At 76.2% G+C, this 20,393-nt stretch carries 17 protein-coding genes; 12 read left to right on the top strand and 5 right to left on the bottom strand.

Going from position 1 to position 20,393, the window contains the following annotated elements; genetic code table 11:
- Positions 1 to 43: 43 nt before the first annotated feature.
- On the bottom strand, positions 44 to 1,423 hold the full coding sequence (locus tag ABD823_RS00985; RefSeq protein ID WP_425566547.1) for a UDP-N-acetylmuramoyl-tripeptide--D-alanyl-D-alanine ligase: 1,380 nt from the start codon (positions 1,421 to 1,423) through the stop codon (positions 44 to 46).
- A complete protein-coding gene (locus tag ABD823_RS00980) occupies positions 1,420 to 2,376 on the bottom strand; it encodes a D-alanine--D-alanine ligase family protein (protein WP_344854795.1) in 957 nt (318 codons plus the stop codon). The genes ABD823_RS00985 and ABD823_RS00980 overlap by 4 nt, the downstream gene beginning before the upstream one ends.
- A 303-nt stretch (positions 2,377 to 2,679) precedes the next feature.
- Here ABD823_RS00980 and ABD823_RS00975 point away from each other — a divergent pair, with 303 nt between their 5' ends.
- Positions 2,680 to 4,332, top strand: coding sequence for a S8 family peptidase (locus tag ABD823_RS00975; protein ID WP_344854793.1), 1,653 nt, complete (start codon positions 2,680 to 2,682; stop codon positions 4,330 to 4,332).
- Positions 4,333 to 4,475: 143 nt separating this feature from the next.
- Positions 4,476 to 4,820, top strand: coding sequence for an STAS domain-containing protein (locus ABD823_RS00970; protein ID WP_344854791.1), 345 nt, complete (start codon positions 4,476 to 4,478; stop codon positions 4,818 to 4,820).
- Between the two features lie 58 nt (positions 4,821 to 4,878).
- Here ABD823_RS00970 and ABD823_RS00965 read toward each other — a convergent pair whose 3' ends face one another.
- Positions 4,879 to 5,115 (bottom strand): HGxxPAAW family protein, encoded by a 237-nt coding sequence (locus ABD823_RS00965; protein WP_344854789.1) that lies wholly within the window; start codon positions 5,113 to 5,115, stop codon positions 4,879 to 4,881.
- A 483-nt stretch (positions 5,116 to 5,598) separates the two neighbouring features.
- The gene (locus ABD823_RS00960) at positions 5,599 to 6,483 is read right to left on the bottom strand and encodes an NAD(P)/FAD-dependent oxidoreductase (RefSeq protein WP_344854787.1); all 885 of its coding nucleotides are present in this window, start codon (positions 6,481 to 6,483) and stop codon (positions 5,599 to 5,601) included.
- A 163-nt stretch (positions 6,484 to 6,646) separates the two neighbouring features.
- On the opposite strand from ABD823_RS00960, the gene ABD823_RS00955 reads away from it, so the two are divergent.
- The 9 genes from ABD823_RS00955 (at position 6,647) to ABD823_RS00915 (ending at position 16,659) form a co-directional block, all read left to right on the top strand.
- Positions 6,647 to 7,408: a DeoR/GlpR family DNA-binding transcription regulator gene (locus ABD823_RS00955; RefSeq protein ID WP_344854785.1), complete on the top strand. Its 762-nt coding sequence runs from the start codon at positions 6,647 to 6,649 to the stop codon at positions 7,406 to 7,408.
- Positions 7,405 to 8,346, top strand: a complete 942-nt coding sequence (pfkB, locus tag ABD823_RS00950; RefSeq protein ID WP_344854783.1) for a 1-phosphofructokinase — start codon at positions 7,405 to 7,407, stop codon at positions 8,344 to 8,346. Before ABD823_RS00955 ends, pfkB begins: the two co-directional genes overlap by 4 nt.
- A 71-nt stretch (positions 8,347 to 8,417) precedes the next feature.
- Entirely contained in the window at positions 8,418 to 9,572 is a 1,155-nt protein-coding gene (mtlA, locus tag ABD823_RS00945; protein WP_344854781.1) for a mannitol-specific PTS transporter subunit IIC, read from the top strand.
- A 3-nt stretch (positions 9,573 to 9,575) separates the two neighbouring features.
- Entirely contained in the window at positions 9,576 to 9,884 is a 309-nt protein-coding gene (locus ABD823_RS00940) for a PTS sugar transporter subunit IIBC family protein (protein ID WP_344854779.1), read from the top strand.
- The gene (locus ABD823_RS00935; RefSeq protein WP_344854777.1) at positions 9,877 to 10,329 is read left to right on the top strand and encodes a PTS mannitol transporter subunit IIA; all 453 of its coding nucleotides are present in this window, start codon (positions 9,877 to 9,879) and stop codon (positions 10,327 to 10,329) included. Before ABD823_RS00940 ends, ABD823_RS00935 begins: the two co-directional genes overlap by 8 nt.
- Entirely contained in the window at positions 10,326 to 11,369 is a 1,044-nt protein-coding gene (locus tag ABD823_RS00930; protein ID WP_344854775.1) for a zinc-dependent dehydrogenase, read from the top strand. Before ABD823_RS00935 ends, ABD823_RS00930 begins: the two co-directional genes overlap by 4 nt.
- Before the next feature lie 41 nt (positions 11,370 to 11,410).
- Positions 11,411 to 11,695 carry an HPr family phosphocarrier protein gene (locus ABD823_RS00925; protein ID WP_344854773.1) on the top strand — a complete coding sequence of 95 codons (285 nt, stop codon included), beginning with the start codon at positions 11,411 to 11,413 and terminating at the stop codon, positions 11,693 to 11,695.
- The gene (locus ABD823_RS00920) at positions 11,688 to 13,415 is read left to right on the top strand and encodes a putative PEP-binding protein (protein WP_344854771.1); all 1,728 of its coding nucleotides are present in this window, start codon (positions 11,688 to 11,690) and stop codon (positions 13,413 to 13,415) included. Before ABD823_RS00925 ends, ABD823_RS00920 begins: the two co-directional genes overlap by 8 nt.
- A gap of 178 nt (positions 13,416 to 13,593) precedes the next feature.
- A complete protein-coding gene (locus ABD823_RS00915; RefSeq protein ID WP_344854769.1) occupies positions 13,594 to 16,659 on the top strand; it encodes a LuxR C-terminal-related transcriptional regulator in 3,066 nt (1,021 codons plus the stop codon).
- A gap of 39 nt (positions 16,660 to 16,698) precedes the next feature.
- On the opposite strand, the gene ABD823_RS00910 is transcribed toward ABD823_RS00915, so the two are convergent.
- On the bottom strand, positions 16,699 to 19,116 hold the full coding sequence (locus tag ABD823_RS00910; protein WP_344854767.1) for a putative bifunctional diguanylate cyclase/phosphodiesterase: 2,418 nt from the start codon (positions 19,114 to 19,116) through the stop codon (positions 16,699 to 16,701).
- Between the two features lie 295 nt (positions 19,117 to 19,411).
- On the opposite strand from ABD823_RS00910, the gene ABD823_RS00905 reads away from it, so the two are divergent.
- A complete protein-coding gene (locus ABD823_RS00905; RefSeq protein ID WP_344854765.1) occupies positions 19,412 to 20,311 on the top strand; it encodes an alpha/beta hydrolase family protein in 900 nt (299 codons plus the stop codon).
- Positions 20,312 to 20,393 lie beyond the last annotated feature (82 nt).

The raw sequence follows: 20,393 nt of genomic DNA, 5'->3' as shown, positions 1-20,393 counted from the left end.
GCGTGGACGTGCCCGATCGGCTCCCCCGGCGCCGCGCCGGCGGTCAGGCGCCTGCCAGCGCACGGGCGCAGGCGCCGAGCCCGATCTCGCTGGAGGCCTTGACGAAAACCACGTCTCCCGGTTCGACGAGCGCGGTGGCCAGCCTGAGGGCCCCGGCCGCGTCCTCGACGGCGTGGACGGTCACGCCCCGGCCCGAGGACCGCGCCGCCTCCGCCATCGCGAGCGGGTCCCCCGCTCCGACCGCGATCAGCACGTCGAAGCGGAGGTCGGCGACGAGCCGGCCCAGCTCCGCGTGCCGGACGCGGGAGGCCTCCCCCTGCTGCCCCATCGCGCCGAGCACGGCGACGGTGCGGCGGGAGCCGGCCAGGGCCTTCACCGCCCGCAGCCCGGCCCGCATGGATTCGGGGCTGGCGTTGTAGGCGTCGTCGACGACGGTGGTGCCGTCGGGCCGTTCCAGGATCTCCAGCCGGCCCGGGGAGCGCCGCCGGGCGGCGTTCAGCCCCTCGGCGATCTCGGCGGCGCCCAAGCCGAGCGCGGTGGCGGCGGCGGCCGCGGCCAGGGCGTTGCCCACCTGGTGCCCGCCGATGAGGTCGAGCCGGACCGGGGCGCGGCCGGAGGGGGTCACCAGCTCGAACGCCGGGCGCGCCCGCTCGTCCATCCGCACGCCTTCGGCCCGCACCTGCGCCTGCGGCGACCTGCCGTACCACAGGATCCGGGCCCTGGTGCGGCCGGCCATGCCCGCGACGTACGGGTCGTCGGCGTTGAGCAGGGCGGACCCGTCCGCCGGGAGCGCCTCGACCAGCTCGCCCTTGGCCTCGGCCACGTCGGCCGGCCCGGTCCCCATGCGCGCCACGTGCGCGGTGCCGACGTTGAGCACCAGTCCGACCCGGGGCGGCGCGATCCCGGTCAGATACGTCAGGTCGCCCTTCCGGCCCGCGCCCATCTCCAGCACCAGGTACCGGGTGGCGGCGTCGGCGCGCAGCACGGTGAGCGGCAGCCCGAGCTCGTTGTTGAACGACCTGTCGGTGGCGACCGTCGCGGCGTGCCGTTCGAGCACCTGGGCCAGCAGGTCCTTGGTCGTGGTCTTGCCCACGGAGCCGGTCAGGCCGATCACGGTCGGGCTGACGCGCCCGAGCAGGTGCCCGGCCAGCAGGCCGAGCGCGAGCCGGACGTCCTCGACCACGAGGGCGGGCACGCCGACGGGCCTGGAGGCCAGCACGGCGACGGCGCCGCGCGCGACGGCACCGGCCGCGTGGTCGTGGCCGTCGGTGCGGGCGCCGGCCGTCGCGGCGAACAGGCCGCCGGGCACCACCTGGCGGGAGTCGGCGGCCGCGGGCGCCGTCACCGGCGCCTGCGGGTCGCGGACGTCGTGCATGCGCGCGCCGACGGCCCGCGCGATCTCGTCCAGCGTCATGGGGATCACGAGCCGCTCCTGGCGAACGCGAGGTCGATGAGGCGGCGCAGCAGGTCCGGGTAGGGGACGCCGCTGGCCGCCCAGGCCCTGGCGTAGACGGAGCGGGAGGTGAATCCGGGCATGGTGTTGATCTCCAGCGCGTACAGGCGTCCCGTGTCCTCCTCGTAGAGGAAGTCGGCACGGGCCAGGCCGTAGCCGCCGATCGCCCGGAAGGCGCGCAGGGCCAGCTCGCGCACGTCCTCGGCCACCGGGTCCGGCAGCACGGCGGGGATGACGGCGATCTCGGCCGGGCTGAGGTACTTGGCCTCGTAGTCGAGCCAGCCGCCGGGCGCGACGAGCTCGCCGGGCACCGAGGCGTCCGGCGTGTCGTGGTCGCCGAGCACGCCGCAGACGACCTCGCGCGCGGTCACGCCCTGCTCGACGACGACCGTCCGGTCGTAGGCCAGTGCCAGCTCCACGCCCGCGCGCAGTTCCTCCATGGAGGTGACACGTGAGACGCCGATGGAGGAGCCCAGGCCGGCCGGTTTGACGTACATCGGCCAGTCGAGCGGTTCCACCAGGCCCCGGTGGTCGGCGGTGGTGCGCCATTCGTGCCCGGTGAACCACACATGCGGGGTGACCGGGATGTCCTCCGCCAGGAACGCGCGCCGCATCGCGACCTTGTTCATGGCCACGGCCGACGCCAGGACGCCGCAGCCCACGTACGGGATGCCCAGCGTCTCCAGGTGCCCCTGGACGACGCCGTCCTCGCCGAACGGCCCGTGCAGCACGGGGAAGACCACGTCCGCCAGACCGCGTCGCAGCTCCACCGGCCACCTGCCCCGCCGGTCGATGACGACGGCGACGGGCTCGTACAGATCCCTCGGCAGGGCGTCGAGCACGGCCTGCGCCGACTGCAGCGACACCTCGTGCTCGGCGGACGGCCCGCCCGCCAGCACGGCCACGCGTACGCGTTCGGTCACGATCGATCAGCCTTCCTCGGTGACGCGGGGACGGCCGGGCCCCACCGCTGAGGGCGGGGCCGGCCCCGTCCACTGTCGGCCGGCCGTGTCCCCGCCCCGTCCGCACCGTGTCATGGTCGTGTCACGGCCGCCGGGCGGACGCTCCCGCCGCGCGGGCGGCCGGGCCCGCCGCGCCGTTCTCCTCAGCTCGCCCGCCCGCGTGCCGATGTGGAGACATCAGGGACTCCTCCTGAGCCCGTACGGTCCCGCCGCCCGGCGGGGCGGCCCGTACGGGGCCTCCCGGACGCCGAGGAAGGGACACAGATGCGCCGCAACGGCAACCGATCGCACCGGCTCGCCCGCACCCTGGCGGTCACCGGGCTGGCCTGCGCCCTGCTGGGCGGCACCGCCATGGCCGCCGAGGCCGCCACCGCGGCCGCTCCGGAGTCCGGCCCGGTCCGCAGGCCGTCCGGAGAGCTCGTCCCCGGCCAGTACATCGTCGTGCTGGAGGAGGGTGCCGCTCAGGGCGCCGCCGAGGTGCGCGAGGAGGCGGAGGAGCTGACCGGCGAGCGCGGCGGCGAGGTCGCCCGGACCTTCTCCGCGGGCGTCGAGGGCTTCGCCGTCCGCGCCTCGGAGCGCGAGGCGCGGCTGCTGGCCGGCGACCCCGACGTCGCCTACGTCGAGCAGGACGCCCGCGTGGGCGTCGCCGGCACCCAGACCGGTCCCACCTGGGGGCTGGACCGCCTCGACCAGCGCGGCCGCCCCCTCGACGGCGTCTACACCTACCCCGCCTCCGGAGCCTCCGGCGTCGACGTCTACGTCATCGACACCGGCGTCCGCGCGAGCCACACCGACTTCGGCGGGCGCGTCACCGGCGGCGCCGACTTCGTCCGCGACGGCCGCGGCACCGGCGACTGCAACGGCCACGGCACCCACGTCGCCGGCACGATCGCCGGACAGCGGTGGGGGGTGGCCAAGGGCGCCGACCTGCACCCGGTCCGGGTCCTGGGCTGCGACGGCGGCGGCACCACCTCCGGCGTCATCGCCGGCGTCGACTGGGTCACCCGGAACGCCGACGGCCCCTCCGTCGCCAACATGAGCCTGGGCGGCCCGGCCAGCACCGCGCTCGACGACGCCGTCCGCCGGTCCATCGCCGCCGGCGTCACCTACGTGGTCGCCGCCGGCAACGAGGCCGCCGACGCCTGCGCCGTCTCCCCGGCGCGCCTGCCCGCGGCCCTGACCGTCGGCGCCACCACCGCCTCCGACGCCCGCGCCTCCTTCTCCAACCTGGGCCGCTGCCTGGACCTGTTCGCCCCCGGTGCGGGCATCACCTCCGCCTGGTCCTCCGGCGACACCGCCACCAAGACCATCAGCGGCACCTCCATGGCCGCCCCGCACGTGGCCGGCGCCGCCGCCCTGCACCTGGCCTCCGCCCCGGCCGCGACCCCGGCCCAGGTGGCCCAGGCCCTGATCTCCCGGGCCACCCCGGGCGTGGTCACCGGCGCGGGGAGCGGCTCCCCCGACCTGCTCGCCCACACCGGGACCGGGCCCGCCTCCACGGCCCCCTCCGAGACCCCCTCGGCGGCCCCCGCCCCGGCCCCGGCCCCGGTCGCCGCCAGGCCCGCCCGGACCTCCTTCACCAACCCGGCGAACGTGAAGCTCGCCAAGAACAGGCGCTACTCCTACGGCACCCTGAAGGTGTCCGGATCCCCGGGCCGCGCCTCGACCGCCACCGTCACCGTGGCGATCAAGCGGGCCAGGCGCGCCGGCCTCGTCGTCGACCTGGTCATGCCCGGCGGCGAGGTCGTCCCCCTGTACAAGGCCACGGCGCGCCGGCACGGCTCCGGGCTGAAGGGCTCCTACACCGTCCGCGTCGCGGGCCGTCCCCTCGACGGCACCTGGAGGCTGCGGGTGCGCACGCTCACGTCGCTGAAGAACAACGGCCGCCTCGACTCCTGGGGCGTGCGGTTCCGCTGAGCCGGCGGCCGCCCGGCGGGCGGCCCGGACGGCGGGGCGGGTCGCTTTATCGCATCACCCCGGGCCCCCGGGACCACGGGGGTCGCGGAGCTGGTAGGACAGAGGCAGCCCGCCCTGAGACCCGCGGGTGGAGGAGTGGGAGCATGGCCGTCTTCACCGTCTCGACCCACCGGCACGGCACGGCCCTGGTCGTGCGGGCCGGCGGCGAGCTCGACTACAGCCACGCCCCGGTCCTCCGGGGCGAACTGGCCAGGATCTGGGAGACCGGGCCCCCCGCCACGCTGGTCATCGACGTCACCGGGCTCGCCTTCTGCGACTCGGCGGGCATCGCCGAGCTGATCCTGGCCCTGCAGCGCAGCCGCGACCTGGGCACACGCCTGGTCCTGGCCGGCGTGCACGGCGTCCTGGAGCGGATCCTCGCCCTGACCGGCCTACGCCCCGCCTTCGAGGTCTCCCCCTCCGTCGAGGAGGCCCTCGGCGGGGCGTAGCGGTCCGCCGGGCGGGCGGCGCCCCGCCCCCGCGTCGAGCCTTGCGGTCGACCTCGCGTCAGGCCCTGCGGTCGACCTTCTCCGTCGACAGCACGCGCGGCGCGTCCACGATCACGTCGGAGAAGATGTCGACCAGCAGGGCGAGCACGCCGCCGACCACGATGAGACCGGCTCCGGCCCAGACCAGCGGCCAGTTGGGGCCGAGGCAGAGCGCCACACCGCCGAGCGTGAATCCCGCCAGGATGACGATCACCGCGAGCCAAGACTTGAGGCTTCCTCCGTGACTTCCGGCCATGACGTCTTCCCGTTCCTCTCCATATGGGTCACCGTCGCGCGTCGTCCGCGGCGGCGATCACGTGCTTCGGCGTGCTGAGGGTTCTGCGATCCGGCAGGTTCCTGCCCGGACGCCTCACGATCGTAGGCGGTCTCCCGCCCGCCCCGCTCCCCAGGTCCCCTCCTGGCGGGCGTCCGGTCGAGGGCGCCTCCGCCCCGGCCGTCGCGCGGCGCCGGCCCTGCGGGCGGCGGGTGCGGCGGAGAGAGCGTACCCGGATCACGCCGGGGCTATCCGCCGATCCACCGATCCGCTGGCCCGGCCCGGCGGCGCGCGCCTCCGGCGGCACGGGCGGACGGACTCGGCCGATCACCCGTCGATGCGCCTGACATGATGGCACAGAACGATGCCCAGGACACGAGCCGCCGCCCCCGGACGGGCATCGGGCGGGGCCGGAGGCGCCCGCCGCTCCGCCGCGCGCCCGTCCAGGGGACGGAAGGCGGCGCGTCACGAGGTCTCGTCCTCGATGATCTGGAAGGCCGCGGTGGACCCGGCGGCGGCCGACTCGACCGCGCCCTGCGTCTCGGTGATGAGGTCGCCGGCGGCGTAGATCCCGGGGACGCTGGTCCGGCAGGAGCCGTCGGTCTTGACGTAGCAGTTCTCCCGCAGGGCCAGGCCCCGATTCTCCGCCAGGCGCGCGACGAGCGGGACGGGCCGCTGGTCGAGCTGCCAGAGCAGGGTCCCGCGCTCGACGAGCGTGCCGTCGTCCAGCTCGACCGCGTGCAGGTCGCCGCCGGTGTGGCGCAGGGCGCGGATCCTCCCCGTGACCGCCTCCACGCCGGGGTCGTCGGGCGGCGCGGCCCCGTCGGTGAAGACGATCACGTCGTCGCTCCAGGCGGCGAAGGCGGTGGGCGCCTTGCGGGCGAACTCCGCCTCGGCGGTGACCACCCCCCAGGCGCGCTCGCGGTTCTCCCAGCCGGAGCAGAAGGGGCAGTGGATGATCGTCCGCCCCCAGCACTCCTCGAAGCCCTCCAGGTCGGGGATGACGTCGGTCATCCCGGTGGCGAGCAGCACCCGCCGGGTCCAGAGCGACCCGCCGCCCTCGACGACCACCTCGAATCCGCCGTCCCTGCCGGGGACCAGGTCGGCGACGGACGCCTCGTGCAGCTCCGCCATGCCGTAGCGGGCGAGGTCGGCCCAGGCCCGGCCGCGGTACTCGGCGGGGCTCACGCCGTCCATGCCGACGATGCCGTGTATCCCGTGGGAGCCCGCGTTGCGCGGCTCGGCCGGTGACTCCAGCACCGCCACGCGGCGCACGGACCTGCTGAGCGTCATGGCCGCGGTCAGCCCCGCCGGCCCGCCTCCGATGATCGCCACGTCGTAGTGCTGCATACGTCTCTCCTGCCCCGGACGGGGGATCCGTCACCTCCCGCCGCCGGACCGCGGGCGGCCACCCGGCACCGTCCGCCGGTTCCGCCCTCACATGCCTTGCCTTCCAACACATACGGGTGTAAATACAGATGAAACAACATCGAAACGGCGGTGAATCAACAGCATGTACGCCGAGGAACGGCAGCAGGAGATCCTGCGGCGCGCCCGGGAGGCCGGGCGGGTCGACGTCGTGAGGCTGGCGGAGGACTTCGCCGTCACCACCGAGACGATCCGCCGCGACCTGACCGCCCTGGAGCGCGCGGGCGTGCTGCGGCGCGTGCACGGCGGGGCCATCCCCGTGGAGCGGCTCGGCTTCGAGCCCGCGCTGGCCACCAGGGACGAGGTGATGACCGCCGAGAAGGAGCGCATCGCCAAGGCCGCCCTCGCCGAGCTGCCGGAGGACGGCGCGGTCGTCATCGACGCCGGGACGACCACCGCCCGGCTGGTCCAGGTCCTCCCGCCCGACCGGGAGCTCACGGTCATCGTCAACTCCCCGCCGCTGGCCACCGCCCTGGCCGTCCGGCCCGCCCTGAACGTGATCATGATCGGCGGCCGGGTGCGCGGGCGGACGCTGGCCACCGTCGACGACTGGGCCCTGCGCCCGCTGGCCGACCTCCACGTGGACGTGGCCTTCATGGCGGCCAACGGCTGCTCGGTGGCCAAGGGCCTCACCACGCCCGACCCGGCCGAGGCGGCGATCAAACGGGCGATGATCGGCGCGGCGCAGCGCAGCGTCCTGCTCGCCGACCACACCAAGTTCTCCAACACCTACCTGGCCCGCTTCGCCACGCTCTCCGAGATCGACGTCGTGATCACCGACACCGGCCTGGACGCCGCCACGGCGGCCGAGATCGCCGCGGCCGGCCCGGAGGTGGTGCGGGCATGATCGTGACGCTCACCCTCAACCCCAGCCTGGATCGGACGATCGAGATCGGGTCGCTGACCCGCGGCGCGGTCATCCGCTCCGCGGCGGCCCGTCTCGATCCGGGCGGCAAGGGCGTGAACGTCTCCCGCGCCCTGCTGGCCAACTCCGTCCCCTCCTGCGCGGTCGTCCCCTACGGCGGCGACGAGGGCAGGCGGCTGGTCTCCCTGCTGTCGGCCGAGGGCATCGACATGGTGACCGTCCCCGTCACCGGGCCGACCCGCTCCAACGTCGCGCTGGCGGAGCCCGACGGCACGGTCACGAAGATCAACGAACCGGGCACCGCCCTGTCCCCGGCCGAGCTGGACGCCCTCGCCGAGGCGGTGCTGGGCGCGGCCGGCTCGGCGGACTGGGTGGTCGCCTCCGGCAGCCTGCCCCCCGAGGTCCCGGCCGACGTCTACGCGCGGCTGTGCCGCCGCTTCGCCCGGGCCGGCATCCACGTCGCGGTCGACACCAGCGGTCCCGCCCTGGTCGCGGCGCTGGCGGCCGGGCCCGCGCTGGTCAAGCCCAACCGGGAGGAGCTCGCCGAGGCGACCGGCCGGCCGATCACGACGCTCGGTGACGCGATCGAGGCCGCCTCGGTGCTGCGCGCCCGCGGCGCGGGCACGGTCCTGGCCAGCCTCGGCCCCGACGGCGCCGTCCTCCTCCAGGACGACCAGGTCTGGTACGGCGAGGGCCCGGTCGCCGAGCCGCGCAGCAGCGTCGGGGCCGGCGACGCCCTGCTGGCCGGTTTCCTCGCCGCCGGCGCCCGGGGAGAGGCCGCGCTGGTCGAGGCGCTCGCCTGGGCGACCGCCGCGGTGGGGCTGCCCGGCAGCCGGATGCCCGGCCCGGCCGACATCCGCCGCGACCACGTCCGCACCTTCACGGCCGATCCGGCCCTGCCGCTGCGGTCCGGGGGCTGACAGCGGCGCACCACCACCCCCCTGACCGGTGGGCCCTGCGCCGCCGGTCGCCCCGGAAGGAGCACCATCAGTTGAGCACCGACTACACACCGGCCGTCCAGGGGACCGGGGTGAGAGCCACGATCCAGCGCTTCGGCGGGCACCTCGCCGGGATGATCATGCCGAACATCGGCGCCTTCATCGCCTGGGGCCTGATCACCGCGCTGTTCATCCCCACCGGCTGGCTGCCGAACGAGAACCTCGCCGCCCTCGTCGACCCGATGGTCAAGGTCCTGCTCCCCGTCCTGATCGGCTACACCGGCGGGCGGATGGTCCACGGCCAGCGCGGCGCCGTGGTGGGCGCGGTCGCCACCATGGGCGTGGTCGTCGGCGCCGAGGTCCCGATGTTCCTCGGCGCGATGATCATCGGCCCGCTCGCCGCCTACCTGATCAAACTCGTGGACGGCTTCACCGAGCAGCGCACCCGGGCCGGCTTCGAGATGCTGGTCGACAACTTCACCGCGGGCATCGTCGGCGGCGCCATGGCGCTGCTGGGCGTGGCCGGCATCGGCCCGGTCGTCGAGACCGTCACCAGGGCCGCGGGCGAGGCGGTGGGCTGGCTGGTGGGCAACAACCTGCTCCCGCTGGCCTCGGTCCTGATCGAGCCCGCCAAGGTGCTGTTCCTCAACAACGCCGTCAACCACGGCGTGCTCAGCCCGCTGGGCGTGGCCGAGGCGGCCGAGCAGGGCAGGTCCGTCCTGTTCATGCTGGAGACCAACCCCGGGCCCGGGCTCGGCCTGCTGCTGGCCTTCATGTTCTTCGGGCCGCGGGCGCTGCGCCCGAGCACCCCGGCCGCGGCGATCATCCACTTCCTCGGCGGCATCCACGAGATCTACTTCCCGTACGTGCTGATGAAGCCGCGCCTGATCCTCGCGGTCATCGCCGGCGGCGCCGCCGGGATCTTCACCTTCATCCTCACCGGCGCGGGCCTGGTCGCCCCGCCGTCCCCCGGCAGCGTGTTCGCCTACTTCGCGGTGACCCCGCGCGGCGGCTGGTTCGCCTCCGCCGCCGGGATCCTCGTCGCCACGGCCGTCTCCTTCGCGGTCGCGGCGGTGCTGCTCGGCTTCGGCCGGGACCGCGGCGAGGAGACCGCCACCGACAGCGCCACCGACAGCGCCGCCGACAGCGCCGCCGACAGCGCCGCCGGCGCCCCGTCCGCCACCGCACCCACCAGCAAGGAGGCATGACCCGTGGCCGGCATCGACAGCAAGGACATCCGCAAGATCGTCGTGGCCTGCGACGCGGGCATGGGCAGCAGCGTCATGCTCGCCACCCAGGTCCGCCGCCAGCTCAAGGACCTCCGGATCGAGGTGGTGCACACGCCGGTCAACTCCATCCCCGGCGACGCCGACGTGGTGCTCTGCCACGCGGGTCTGGCCGACCGCGCCCGCGCCTCGGCCCCGGGCACGGTGCTGGTGCCGTTCCAGGTCTTCATCGGCGACCCGGCCGTCACCCGGCTCATCGACACCATCAGGAAGGGCGGGACCGTCGATGCCTGAGACGGCCCCCCTCCCCCTCGACCCGCGCGCCGTACGGCTGGACGCCGCGGCGGCCGACCGGGACGAGGCGATCCTGCAGTGCGGCCGGGTGCTCATGGAGATCGGCGCGGTCGAGGCCCCCTACCTCGAGGCCATGCTGGAGCGCGAGCGCACGGTCTCGACCTACATGGGCGAGGGCGTCGCCATCCCGCACGGCACCCTGGAGGCCAAGGACGCCGTCCGGCACGACGCGCTCTGCCTGCTGCGCTTCCCGGGCGGCGTCGACTGGGGCGGCGAGCGGGTGGCGGTCTGCGTCGGCATCGCCGCCCGCGGCGACGGCCACCTGCGGCTGCTGTCCGCGCTCGCCCGCATCCTGATGGACCCGGAGCGCGCCCGCGCGCTGCGCGAGGCCGGCGAGGTCGGCGAGGTGCTGCGCCTGCTGGAACCGATCGAGGAGGAAGAGTGAAGGTCGCCCGTTTCCACGCCCCCGGTGACATCCGCGTCGAGGACGCCGCCGAGCCCGTCGCCGGGCCGGGCGAGCTGCTGATCCGGGTGCGCAACTGCTCCACCTGCGGCACCGACGCCAAGATCTTCAAACACGGCCACCACCACATCAGGCCGCCGCGGGTCATGGGGCACGAGATCGCCGGCGAGGTGGTCGACGGCACCGGCGGCTGGGCGCCGGGCGACCGGGTGCAGGTGATCGCCGCGATCCCCTGCGGCCGGTGCGGCGAGTGCCGGCGGGGCCGGATGACGGTCTGCCCGAACCAGGAGTCGATGGGCTACCACTACGACGGCGGATTCGCCGAGTACATGGTGGTGCCGGCGAAGGTGCTGGCCGTCGACGGCGTCAACCGCATCCCCGACGGGGTCGGCTTCGCCGAGGCGTCGGTGGCCGAGCCGCTCGCCTGCGTGCTCAACGGCCAGGAACTGGCCCGGGTCGGGGAGGGCGACGACGTGGTGGTCATGGGCTCGGGTCCCATCGGCTGCCTCCACGTACGGCTGGCCCGCTCGCGCGGCGCCGCCCGGGTGTTCCTCGTCGACGTCAACGCCGGGCGGCTGGAGGCGGCGGCGGAGCTGGTCCGGCCGGACGCCGCCGTGCACGGCGGGGACCCCGGTGCCGCCGGGGACGCCGTGGAGCAGGTGCTCAAGCTGACCGAGGGCCGGGGCGCCGACGTCGTCATCACGGCCGCCGCCTCGGGCGCGGCCCAGGAGCAGGCGCTGCGCATGGCGGCACGGCAGGGGCGGATCAGCTTCTTCGGCGGCCTGCCCAAGGACGACCCGATCATCCGGTGCGACTCCAACCTGGTGCACTACCGGGAGCTGACCGTCGTCGGCGCCAACGGCTCCAGCCCCGCGCACAACGCCCAGGCCCTGGCGCTGATCGCCGACGGGCGGGTCCCGGTCGCCGACCTGATCACCCACCGGCTGCCGCTCCCGGAGGTCCTCGGCGGGATCGGCATCGTCAGCCGCGGCGAGGCCATCAAGGTCACCGTCGAGCCCTGACCGCCCCGGAGCTGAACCCCCCTCCAGAGAGGAAGTCAGAAATGCCGGAAAGGACAGTCGTCATCGGCTCGCGCACCGGCCTGCACGCCCGGCCCGCCAAGCTCTTCGTGCAGGCCGCGGCGGCCCAGGACGTGCCGGTGCGCATCCGCGTCGGCGGCGGCAGGGCCGTACCCGCCACCAGCATGCTCGCCGTACTCACGCTCGGCGCGGGGCACGGCGCCGAGGTCGTCCTGGAGGCGGAGGGGCCGGGCGCGGAGGCCGCGCTCGACTCCCTGGCCGCGCTCCTGGCCCGCGACCTCGACGCCGAGGAGGCTTCCGATGCCTGAGCCGGCGCCCGGGACCGGGGTGGCGGGCGGCGCCGCGCCCCGGCCGGGGCCCGGTGCCGCTTCCGGGACGCTGCGCGGGCTGGGGGTCGGCCCCGGGCTGGCCGCCGGGAAGGCGTTCCGGATGGCCGGTCCGCCCCCGCTCCCGGCCCCGGCCGCGCGGACCGACCCGGAGCGGGAGCGGGCCGCCGCGCTGCGCGCGCTGGCGGCGATCGGCGCCGAGCTGGAGGCGCGCGCCGCGGCGGCGGCCGACCCGGCCGCGAGCGCCATCCTGGAGGCGCAGGCGCTCATCGCCGCCTACCCGGCCCTGCGCGAGTCGGCCGAGGAGAACACCGCGGCGGGCATGGACGCCGCCCACGCGATCGACGCCGCCTGCGCCCGGCACCGCGAGGAGCTGCTGGCCGCCGGCGGCCGCTACGCGGAACGGGCCGCCGACCTCGACGACATCCGCAACCGGGCCGTCGCCGCGGTGCTGGACCTGCCCGCGCCCGGGATCCCCGACCCCGGGCACCCGTTCGTCCTGGTCGCCGCCGACCTCGCCCCCGCCGACACCGCCGGGCTGGACCCCGGCACCGTGCTCGCCCTGGTCACCGAGGAGGGCGGGCCGACCAGCCACACCGCCATCCTCGCCCGCGCCCTGGGGCTGCCCGCCGTGGTCCGCTGCCCGGGCGCGACCGGCATCGCCGACGGGACGCCGGTCGCGGTCGACGGGACCACCGGGGAGGTCCGCACCGGCATCGGCGAGGAGGAGGCCGCCGCGATCCGGCGGCGGGCCGACGCCGAACGCCGCCGCCTGGCCGCGAGCACCGGCCCCGGCCGTACCGCGGACGGGCACCCGGTCGAGCTGCTGCTCAACATCGGCTCCGCCGCCGACCTGCGCGCCGGGGCGGACGCCGAGGGGGTCGGCCTCTTCCGCACCGAGTTCCTCTTCCTCGACCGGCGGCGGGAGCCGGGCTTCGACGAGCAGGTCGCGGCCTACGAGGCCGTCTTCCGCGCCTTCCCCGGCGGGAAGGTCGTCGTCCGCACGCTCGACGCGGGTTCGGACAAGCCGCTGCCGTTCCTCGGCGAGCGGCGGGAGCCCAACCCCGCGCTGGGCGTGCGGGGACTGCGCGTCGCGCGCCACCGGCCCGAGGTGCTCGACACCCAGCTCGACGCGATCGCCGCGGCCGCCCGCGCGAGCGGCGCCGAGCCGTGGGTGATGGCCCCGATGGTGTCCACCGTCGCCGAGGCGGACGACTTCGCCGCCCGGGCGCGGGCCCGGGGGATCACCCGCGTCGGGGCGATGATCGAGGTCCCGGCCGCGGCGCTCCTGGCGGACCGGCTGCTGGAGCGGCTGGACTTCCTCAGCGTCGGCACCAACGACCTCAGCCAGTACGCCTTCGCCGCCGACCGGCAGCACGGGGAGCTCGCCGACCTGCTCGACCCCTGGCAGCCGGGGCTGCTGCGGCTGGTCGCCGAATGCGCGCGGGCCGGGCGGGAGGCGGGCAAGCCCGTCGGGGTGTGCGGGGAGGCTGCGGCCGACCCGCCGCTGGCCGCCGTGCTGGCCGGGCTCGGCGTCACCAGCCTGTCCATGTCCGCGCCGAGCCTCGCCCCGGTGCGGGAGGCGCTGGCCGGCCGCACCCTGGAGCGCTGCCGCGTAGGCGGCCGGCTCGCCCTCGCCGCCGCCGGCCCGGCGCGGGCCCGCGAGGGGGGCGCCGCCGGCCGGCGGGCGCCGACCGGGTGACCCGGCCGGGGACCGGCCGCTCCCGCGGCTCTCCGGGCCGACGCGCGGTGCCGGAGAGGGCCTCCCCCGGCACCGCGCATCGGTGAGATCACCGGTTGCGGCGGCGCCGGCCCGCAGGACGGGGCGGTCCCCGGTACCGGCCCTTCTCAGCTCCGGCATCCGCGCGCAACACTGGGGCATGCTCTCCGCCTCCTCCGTCACCGCGGCCGTCGCCCTCCACGGCCGCGACGCGGAACTGGCCGCGCTGCGCCGGCTGCTCGACGCCGCCCGCCGCGGGGCGGGCGGCGCGCTGCTCGTGCTGGGAGCCCCGGGGACGGGCAAGTCCGCGTTGCTCGACGCCGCGGCGGCCTGGGCCGGTGATCCCGCGGACGGGCCCGCCGCCCCGGCGCGCGACCCGGACGGCTCCACCCCCCGCCGGGACGGCTCCGCGCACGACTCGGGCGGCCCCTCCCCGCGCCCGGACGGCTCCGTCGCCGGTCTCGGAGACGGCTCCGCGCCCCGCCCGGACGGTCCCGGGGACGGGTTCGTCGTGCTGCGGACCCGCGGCGCCGCGTCCGAGGCCCGCCTGCCGTACGCCGGGCTGCACGCCCTGCTCCGCCCGGTCGCGGACCGGATCCGCGCGCTGCCCCCGGCGCAGGCCGCGGTGCTCACCGAGGCCCTGCGGCTCGGTACGGCGGGCGGCGGGCTGGCGCTGCCCGCCGCCGTGCTGGACCTGCTGCTCGCCATGGCGTGCCCGGTCCTGGTCTGCGTCGACGACCTGCACCACCTCGACGCGCCCAGCCGCGAGGCGCTGATCTTCGTGGCGCGCCGCCTGCGCGGCGAGCGGATCGCGCTGCTCCTGGCGGCCGACGACACTCTGCCCGGCGGGCCCGCCGGCGCCGGGGAGCACGGAGCGCCCGCGGGCCCCGCCCCCCACGGCGCTCCCGAGGACGGCGCGGGCGCCCCCGGAGACATCCTGCGGTTCGTCCCCGGGGACGTCCCCCGGCTGGTCCTGCGCGGCCTCGACGAGGAGGCGGCCCGGCGGGTGATCGACGACCTGGCGCCGCCCGGCCTCCCCGAGGACCTGCGCGCGGCCCTCGCGGAGATCGCCCACGGCAACCCGCTCGCGCTGCGCGAGCTCGTCGGCTCGCTCACCGCCGACCAGGTGAGCGGCACCGCCGCTCCCCCGGAGACGCTCCCGCCGGGCGGAAGGCTGTGGCGCGCGTACGCCGACCGGCTCGCCCGGCTGCCCGCGCACACCGCCGACCTGCTCCTGCTGATCGCGGCCGATCCGGAGCTGGACACCGCGACCCTGCTGCGCGCCGCCGAGCCGCGCTGCGCGCTCACCGCGCTGGAGCCGGCCGAGCAGGCGGGCGTCGTGGTGCGCGCGGCCGGGGACCGCTACGAGTTCCGGGAGCCCGCGATGCGGCCGGTGGTCTACGCCGGGGCGTCCCTGGCCCGGCGGCGGGCGGCGCACCGCCTGCTGGCTCGGGTCCTGGACGCCGGGCACCAGCGCCTGCGGCGGGCCTGGCACCGGGCGGCCGCGCTGGACGGCCCGCCCGGGCGGCTCGCGGACGAACTGGTGGAGGAGCTCGCCGAGGGACCGGACGGCACGGCCGGGGGCCGGGGCGGGTTCCCCGAGCCGTTCCGCGCCTTCGAGCGGGCGGCGGAGCTCACCACCCGCGGCGACGTCAGGGCCGCCCGGCTGGCCGCGGCCGCCCGCCACGCCTGGCACGCCGGGCTGCCGCAGCGCGCCCGGTCGCTGCTGGCCCGCCTCAACTCCCTGGCGGTCACCGAGGAGGTTCGGGGCCGGGCCGAGCTGGTCCGGGGCAGCCTGGACCTGCGCAGCGGCAAGACGGACAGCGCCTGCGACGAACTGCTGGCGGCGGCCGACTGGCTGCTCGACCGCGACCGGGAGCAGGCCGTCCGGGCGTTGATCCGGGCGAGCGAGGCGACCTACCTCGCCGGGGACAACCGGCGCTTCCTGGCCATCGCGCGCCGCGCCGCCGCGCTGCGGAGGCCGGACGACCCGCCCACCACCCGGCTGATGCTCTCCTACCTCGAGGGCATGGCGGCGACCTTCCGCGGACGGCACCGGGAGGCGGCGGCCCCGCTCCGCCGCGTCGTGGAGCTGGCCCCCTCGGTGGACAACCCCTCGGTGCTGGTCTGGGCCTGCGTCTCCAGCCTGCTGCTCGGCGACGACGCCCAGGCGCTGAAGCTCTCCACCCGGGCGATCGGCATCGCGCGCGCCCAGGGGGCCGTCTCCACCGTCCCGCAGGTGCTGGAGTTCCTCATCCAGGCCGAGCTCTGGCTGGGCCGCTACGCCTCCGTCGCCGCCAACGCGATGGAGGGCCTGAGGCTGGCCCAGGAGACCGGCCGGCTCAACAGCGCCGCCCAGCACCTGGCCTGGCTCGCCCTCACCGCCGCGGTGCAGGGCGACGAGGAGACGTGCCGGATCAGGGCCGGGAGCGCGATCGAACTGGCCGACGCCCACGGGCTGGGCGTGGCCGGGGCGCTCGGCAACTGGGCGCTGGCCCACCTGGACGTCGCCGCGGGCCGGCACGCGAGCGCGGCCGGGCGGCTGCGGGCGACGGCGCGGGCGGACGGGACGGGCGGCCACCTCGTCGTCCGGGTCATGGCGACCCCCCACTTCGTGGAGGCGGCGGTGCGCACCGGCGACGTCGAGCAGGCGCGGGCGGCCCTGGCGGTGCTGGAGCGCTGGGCGGACAGCACGGGCAGTCCCGACCGGCTGGCGCTGGCCGAGCGCTGCCACGCGCTCCTGGCCTGCCCCGGCGAGGCCGAGGAGCGCTTCCGGGAGGCTCTGGAGCTGCACCGGAAGGGGTCCTGCGCGTTCGAGACGGCCCGTACGCAGCTGCTGTTCGGCGGCATGCTGCGCCGCAACCGGCGGCCGGGCGCGGCCAGGGAGCACCTGCACGGCGCGCTGGAGACCTTCGAGCGGTACGGCGCGCGGCTCTGGGCCGAGCAGGCCCGCGGTGAGCTGCGCGCCTCGGGCGAGTCCCTGCCGTCCCGGTGCCGCGCGGCCCGCTCCCCGGCGGACGGGGCGGCCGGGCGGGGGACGCCCGCGGCCCGGGAGCTGACCGCGCAGCAGTTCCAGATCGCCCGGCTGGTCGCGGACGGCGCCACCAACCGCGAGGTGGCGGCCCAGCTCTTCCTGAGCCCGCGCACCGTCGAGCACCACCTCAGGAACATCTTCGCCAGGCTCGGCATCCGCTCCCGGGTCGAGCTGGCCCGCCTGCTGTCGTAGCCACCGCGCCGACGCGCCCGGCCCGCGGCGCGGGAGGCGTCAGGCGGCCCGCTTCCACGGGGCGACGAGCAGCAGGTCGTCGATCCGCTCGGCGGTGACGGGCCGGGAGAACAGGTAGCCCTGGCCCAGCGGGGAGCCCATCTGCCGCAGCACGTCGGCCTGCTCGCGGGTCTCCACGCCCTCCACGATGGTGCTCAGGCCGAGGCTGGCCGACAGCTCCACGATGGCCCGGGTGAAGGCCCGGGTGCGCTGGTGGTCGGCCTCCGTGAGGGGGGTGGTGAAGGAGCGGTCGATCTTCAGGACGTCCACCGGGAGCGCGCGCAGGTACGACAGCGACGAGTAGCCGGTGCCGAAGTCGTCCAGGGCGATGCGCACGCCGTGCTCGCGCAGGCGGGTCAGGACCTCGACGATGCGGGTGGTCTCGACCTGGGTGGTGGCCAGCAGCATGCTCTCGGTGATCTCCAGGGTGAGCGCCCGTTCGGGCAGCTCGTGGCGGTCGAGCATGGCCAGGACCGCGTCGCTGAAGGTCTCGTCGCGCAGCTGGCGGCCGGAGACGTTGACCGCGACGGTGATGCCGTGGCTCTCGTGCCAGCGGCGGGCGTCGGCGCAGGCCTGCTCCAGCACCCACAGGCCGATCTCGACGATGAGGCCGGTCTCCTCGGCCACGGGGATGAACACGTCCGGCCGGACCGGCTCGCCGCCCTCGGGGATCCAGCGCAGCAGGGCCTCGACGCTGCGGATGTCCCCGGTGGCGAGGTCCACGACGGGCTGGTAGTGCAGCGCGAACTCCCCGCGGGCCAGGGCCCGGCGCAGGCCGGTGGCGATCCGGGTCTGCCGCATGCGGGCGGCCCGCAGCTCGCCGTCGAACACGACGACCTGGTTCTTGCCGGCGGACTTGGCCGCGTACAGGGCCAGGTCCACGTCGCGCAGCGCCTCGGAGGCGGTGGCGGCGGCGACCTCGGCCAGGACGCCGATGCTGGTCGTCAGGTACAGCTCGCGGCCGCCGAGGTGGTAGGGCGCCTGGACCGCGGCCAGCACCCGCCGCGCCAGGGCGAGGGCCTGGTCGAGGGTCGCACCGGGCAGCACGACGGCGAACTCGTCGCCGCCGGGCCGGGCCAGGGTCTGGCCTCCGGTGACGAGTCCGCGCAGCCTGCGGGCGACGACGGTGAGGAGCTCGTCGCCCACCGGGTGGCCGTAGGTGTCGTTGACGTCCTTGAAGCCGTCCAGGTCGAGCAGGAGCAGCGCGGGCGGCGGGCCGCCGGGCCGGGCGGCGTGGGCGGTGATCGCGTCCTGCACGACCTCGGCGAACAGGGTGCGGTTGGCCAGGCCGGTGAGCGCGTCGTGCGAGGCCCGGTGGGCCAGCCTGCGCTGCAGCGCGTCCTGGCGGCGCAGGGCGGCCGACAGCTCGTCCGCCTGCGCGGTCAGCTGCCCGGCCTGGCGGTCCAGGGCGACGGCGCGCGCCTCGGCCACCCGGGCGACGAGGTCGAGGCGCGCCACCAGCAGCACGGCCAGCAGCACGGTCATCGCCGTGATGCCCAGCTCGGCGTGGGAACGGGCGGGACCGGAGGAGAGCGGGTCCGCCAGCAGGCCGATGCCCGCCACCGAGAGCAGCGGGCTGGCCACGGTCAGCGTCAGGAACACCGCCACCCGCGTCCGGCCGCCCACCTCCCTGGCCTGCACGGTGCCCGCCCCGGCCAGGCTGGGGTGGAGCGCGGCGGCGCCCACCAGGAGCGGCCAGCACATCCAGGCGACCAGGGAGAGCGGCCCGTCCGGGCGGCCGGCGGCCAGGTTCGTCAGGTGCAGGCCGTCGGAGACGAGCAGCATGCCGTAGCCCAGGCCCGTCAGGACGAGCCAGGGCGGCCGGCCCTTGCCGAGCGTCAGCCGTACGGCCAGGCCCAGCATGAACAGGTCGACGACGGGGGCGACGAGGGTGACGACCAGGTGGGAGTCGACGCGGGGCGCGCCGTGCAGCAGGGGGTGGATCAGGAAGGCCCACACGGGCATGGCCGCGCCGACGGTCATGATGCCCGCCTCCAGCAGCGCCGAACGCGTGGAGCCGCCGCGCCCGCTCAGCAGCGCCAGCACGGCCAGCCCGAGCAGGGAGGAGCAGGCGATCAGGATGCGGTACAGCTCCAGCAGGGCGGCGTTCTCCAGCCAGACCCAGCCGACGCCCCAGCACAGCGCCGTCGCCGACCAGGTGGCGGCGGTCCCGGCGACGACCATCCGCCAGGGCCGTGCGCGGTCCAGGCCGTACCGGCGGATCTGCCGGATCATCAGCAGCGCCGTCACCCCCTGCAGACCCGACTGCGCCACCGCGGCCGGGCCCGCGGGCAGGAGGGGTGCGGCCAGGACCAGCAGGCCGCCGAGCAGGAGATAGAGCGACCAGCCGCGCGGGGCTCGGCGAACGGCGTCCCACCGGGGGGCACGCCGGGTCGTCGGGCGCAGTGGCTGCCGCATGGAGTGGTCCTTCCGTCCAGATCTGGCCTCTCCTCATCGGCAGCCGGAGCGCGGAGTTGACAGAAGAACCCGGAAGAACAGCGGGAGATTCGGGCGGTCTCACCGGTCCTCGGCGGGACCGGTGATTTCACCGATGCACACGGATACGTGACTCCGCGAAAGTAATCCCTGTCAACGTTTCGAGGGACGCCACGACCCCCACGGTGCAGGCACGCTCGTCCGCGGCCTCACACCGGACGGCACCCGGCTCGGGCGCCGTCGCCTGGCCCCCTCCTGCGAACAGGGAGTAACCGACGTGCAGTCTCACCCCCCGACCTCCCCGAACCGCCCGGCACGCACCGCCGCGAAGCTGGCGCTCGCGCTGGCCCTCGTGGGCGGCGCCGGCGCGATCGCGCCCGCCGCCCACGCCGCGGCCGGCTACGAGCGCGGCCCCGACCCCACGGAGAGCAGCCTGGAGGCCTCCCGCGGCCCGTTCAGCGTCTCCGACACCGACGTCTCCTCCCTCGCCGTGTCCGGCTTCGGCGGCGGCACGATCTACTACCCGAACGACACCAGCCAGGGCACCTTCGGCGGCATCATCGTCGCCCCCGGCTTCACCGCCAGCAAGTCGAGCATGGCGTGGTACGCCGAGCGGCTCGCCTCGCACGGCTTCGTGGTCTTCAACATCGACACCATCACCCGCAGCGACCAGCCCGACAGCCGGGGCCGGCAGCTGCTGGCAGCGGCCGACTACCTGACCACGCGGGCCTCCAGCGCGGTCCGCAACCGGCTCGACTCCAGCCGCATCGCGGTCAGCGGGCACTCCATGGGCGGCGGCGGCACCCTGGCGGCGGCCGCGAGCCGCCCGTCGCTGAAGGCGGCGATCCCGCTGACCCCGTGGCACACCGACAAGACGTGGAACAACGTCACGGTGCCGACACTGATCATCGGTGCGGAGAACGACTCGGTCGCCTCGGTGAGCCTGCACTCCGAGCCGTTCTACAACAGCCTCTCCTCCGCTCGGGAGAAGGCCTACCTGGAGCTGAACGGCGCGAGCCACTTCGCGCCGAACACCTCCAACGACACGATCGCCAAGTACGGCATCGCCTGGATGAAGCGCTTCGTGGACGAGGACACCCGCTACGACCGGTTCCTCTGCCCGGCACCCGGCCGGAGCCTGCAGATCGAGGAGTACCGCTCCTCCTGCCCGCACTGAGACCGTCCCGCCCGCTCCGGGCGGGCGTCTCCGACGGCGGGGGGCGCCCGGCAGGGCGGCCGCCGGCCCCCCCCCCCCCCCC

The sequence above is a fragment of the Planomonospora alba genome, from assembly GCF_039534085.1.
GTDB classification, from domain to species: Bacteria; Actinomycetota; Actinomycetes; order Streptosporangiales; family Streptosporangiaceae; genus Planomonospora_B; species Planomonospora_B alba.
The sequence above is the reverse complement of the archived record's forward strand: the minus strand, read 5'-3'. Positions and strand labels throughout refer to the sequence as shown.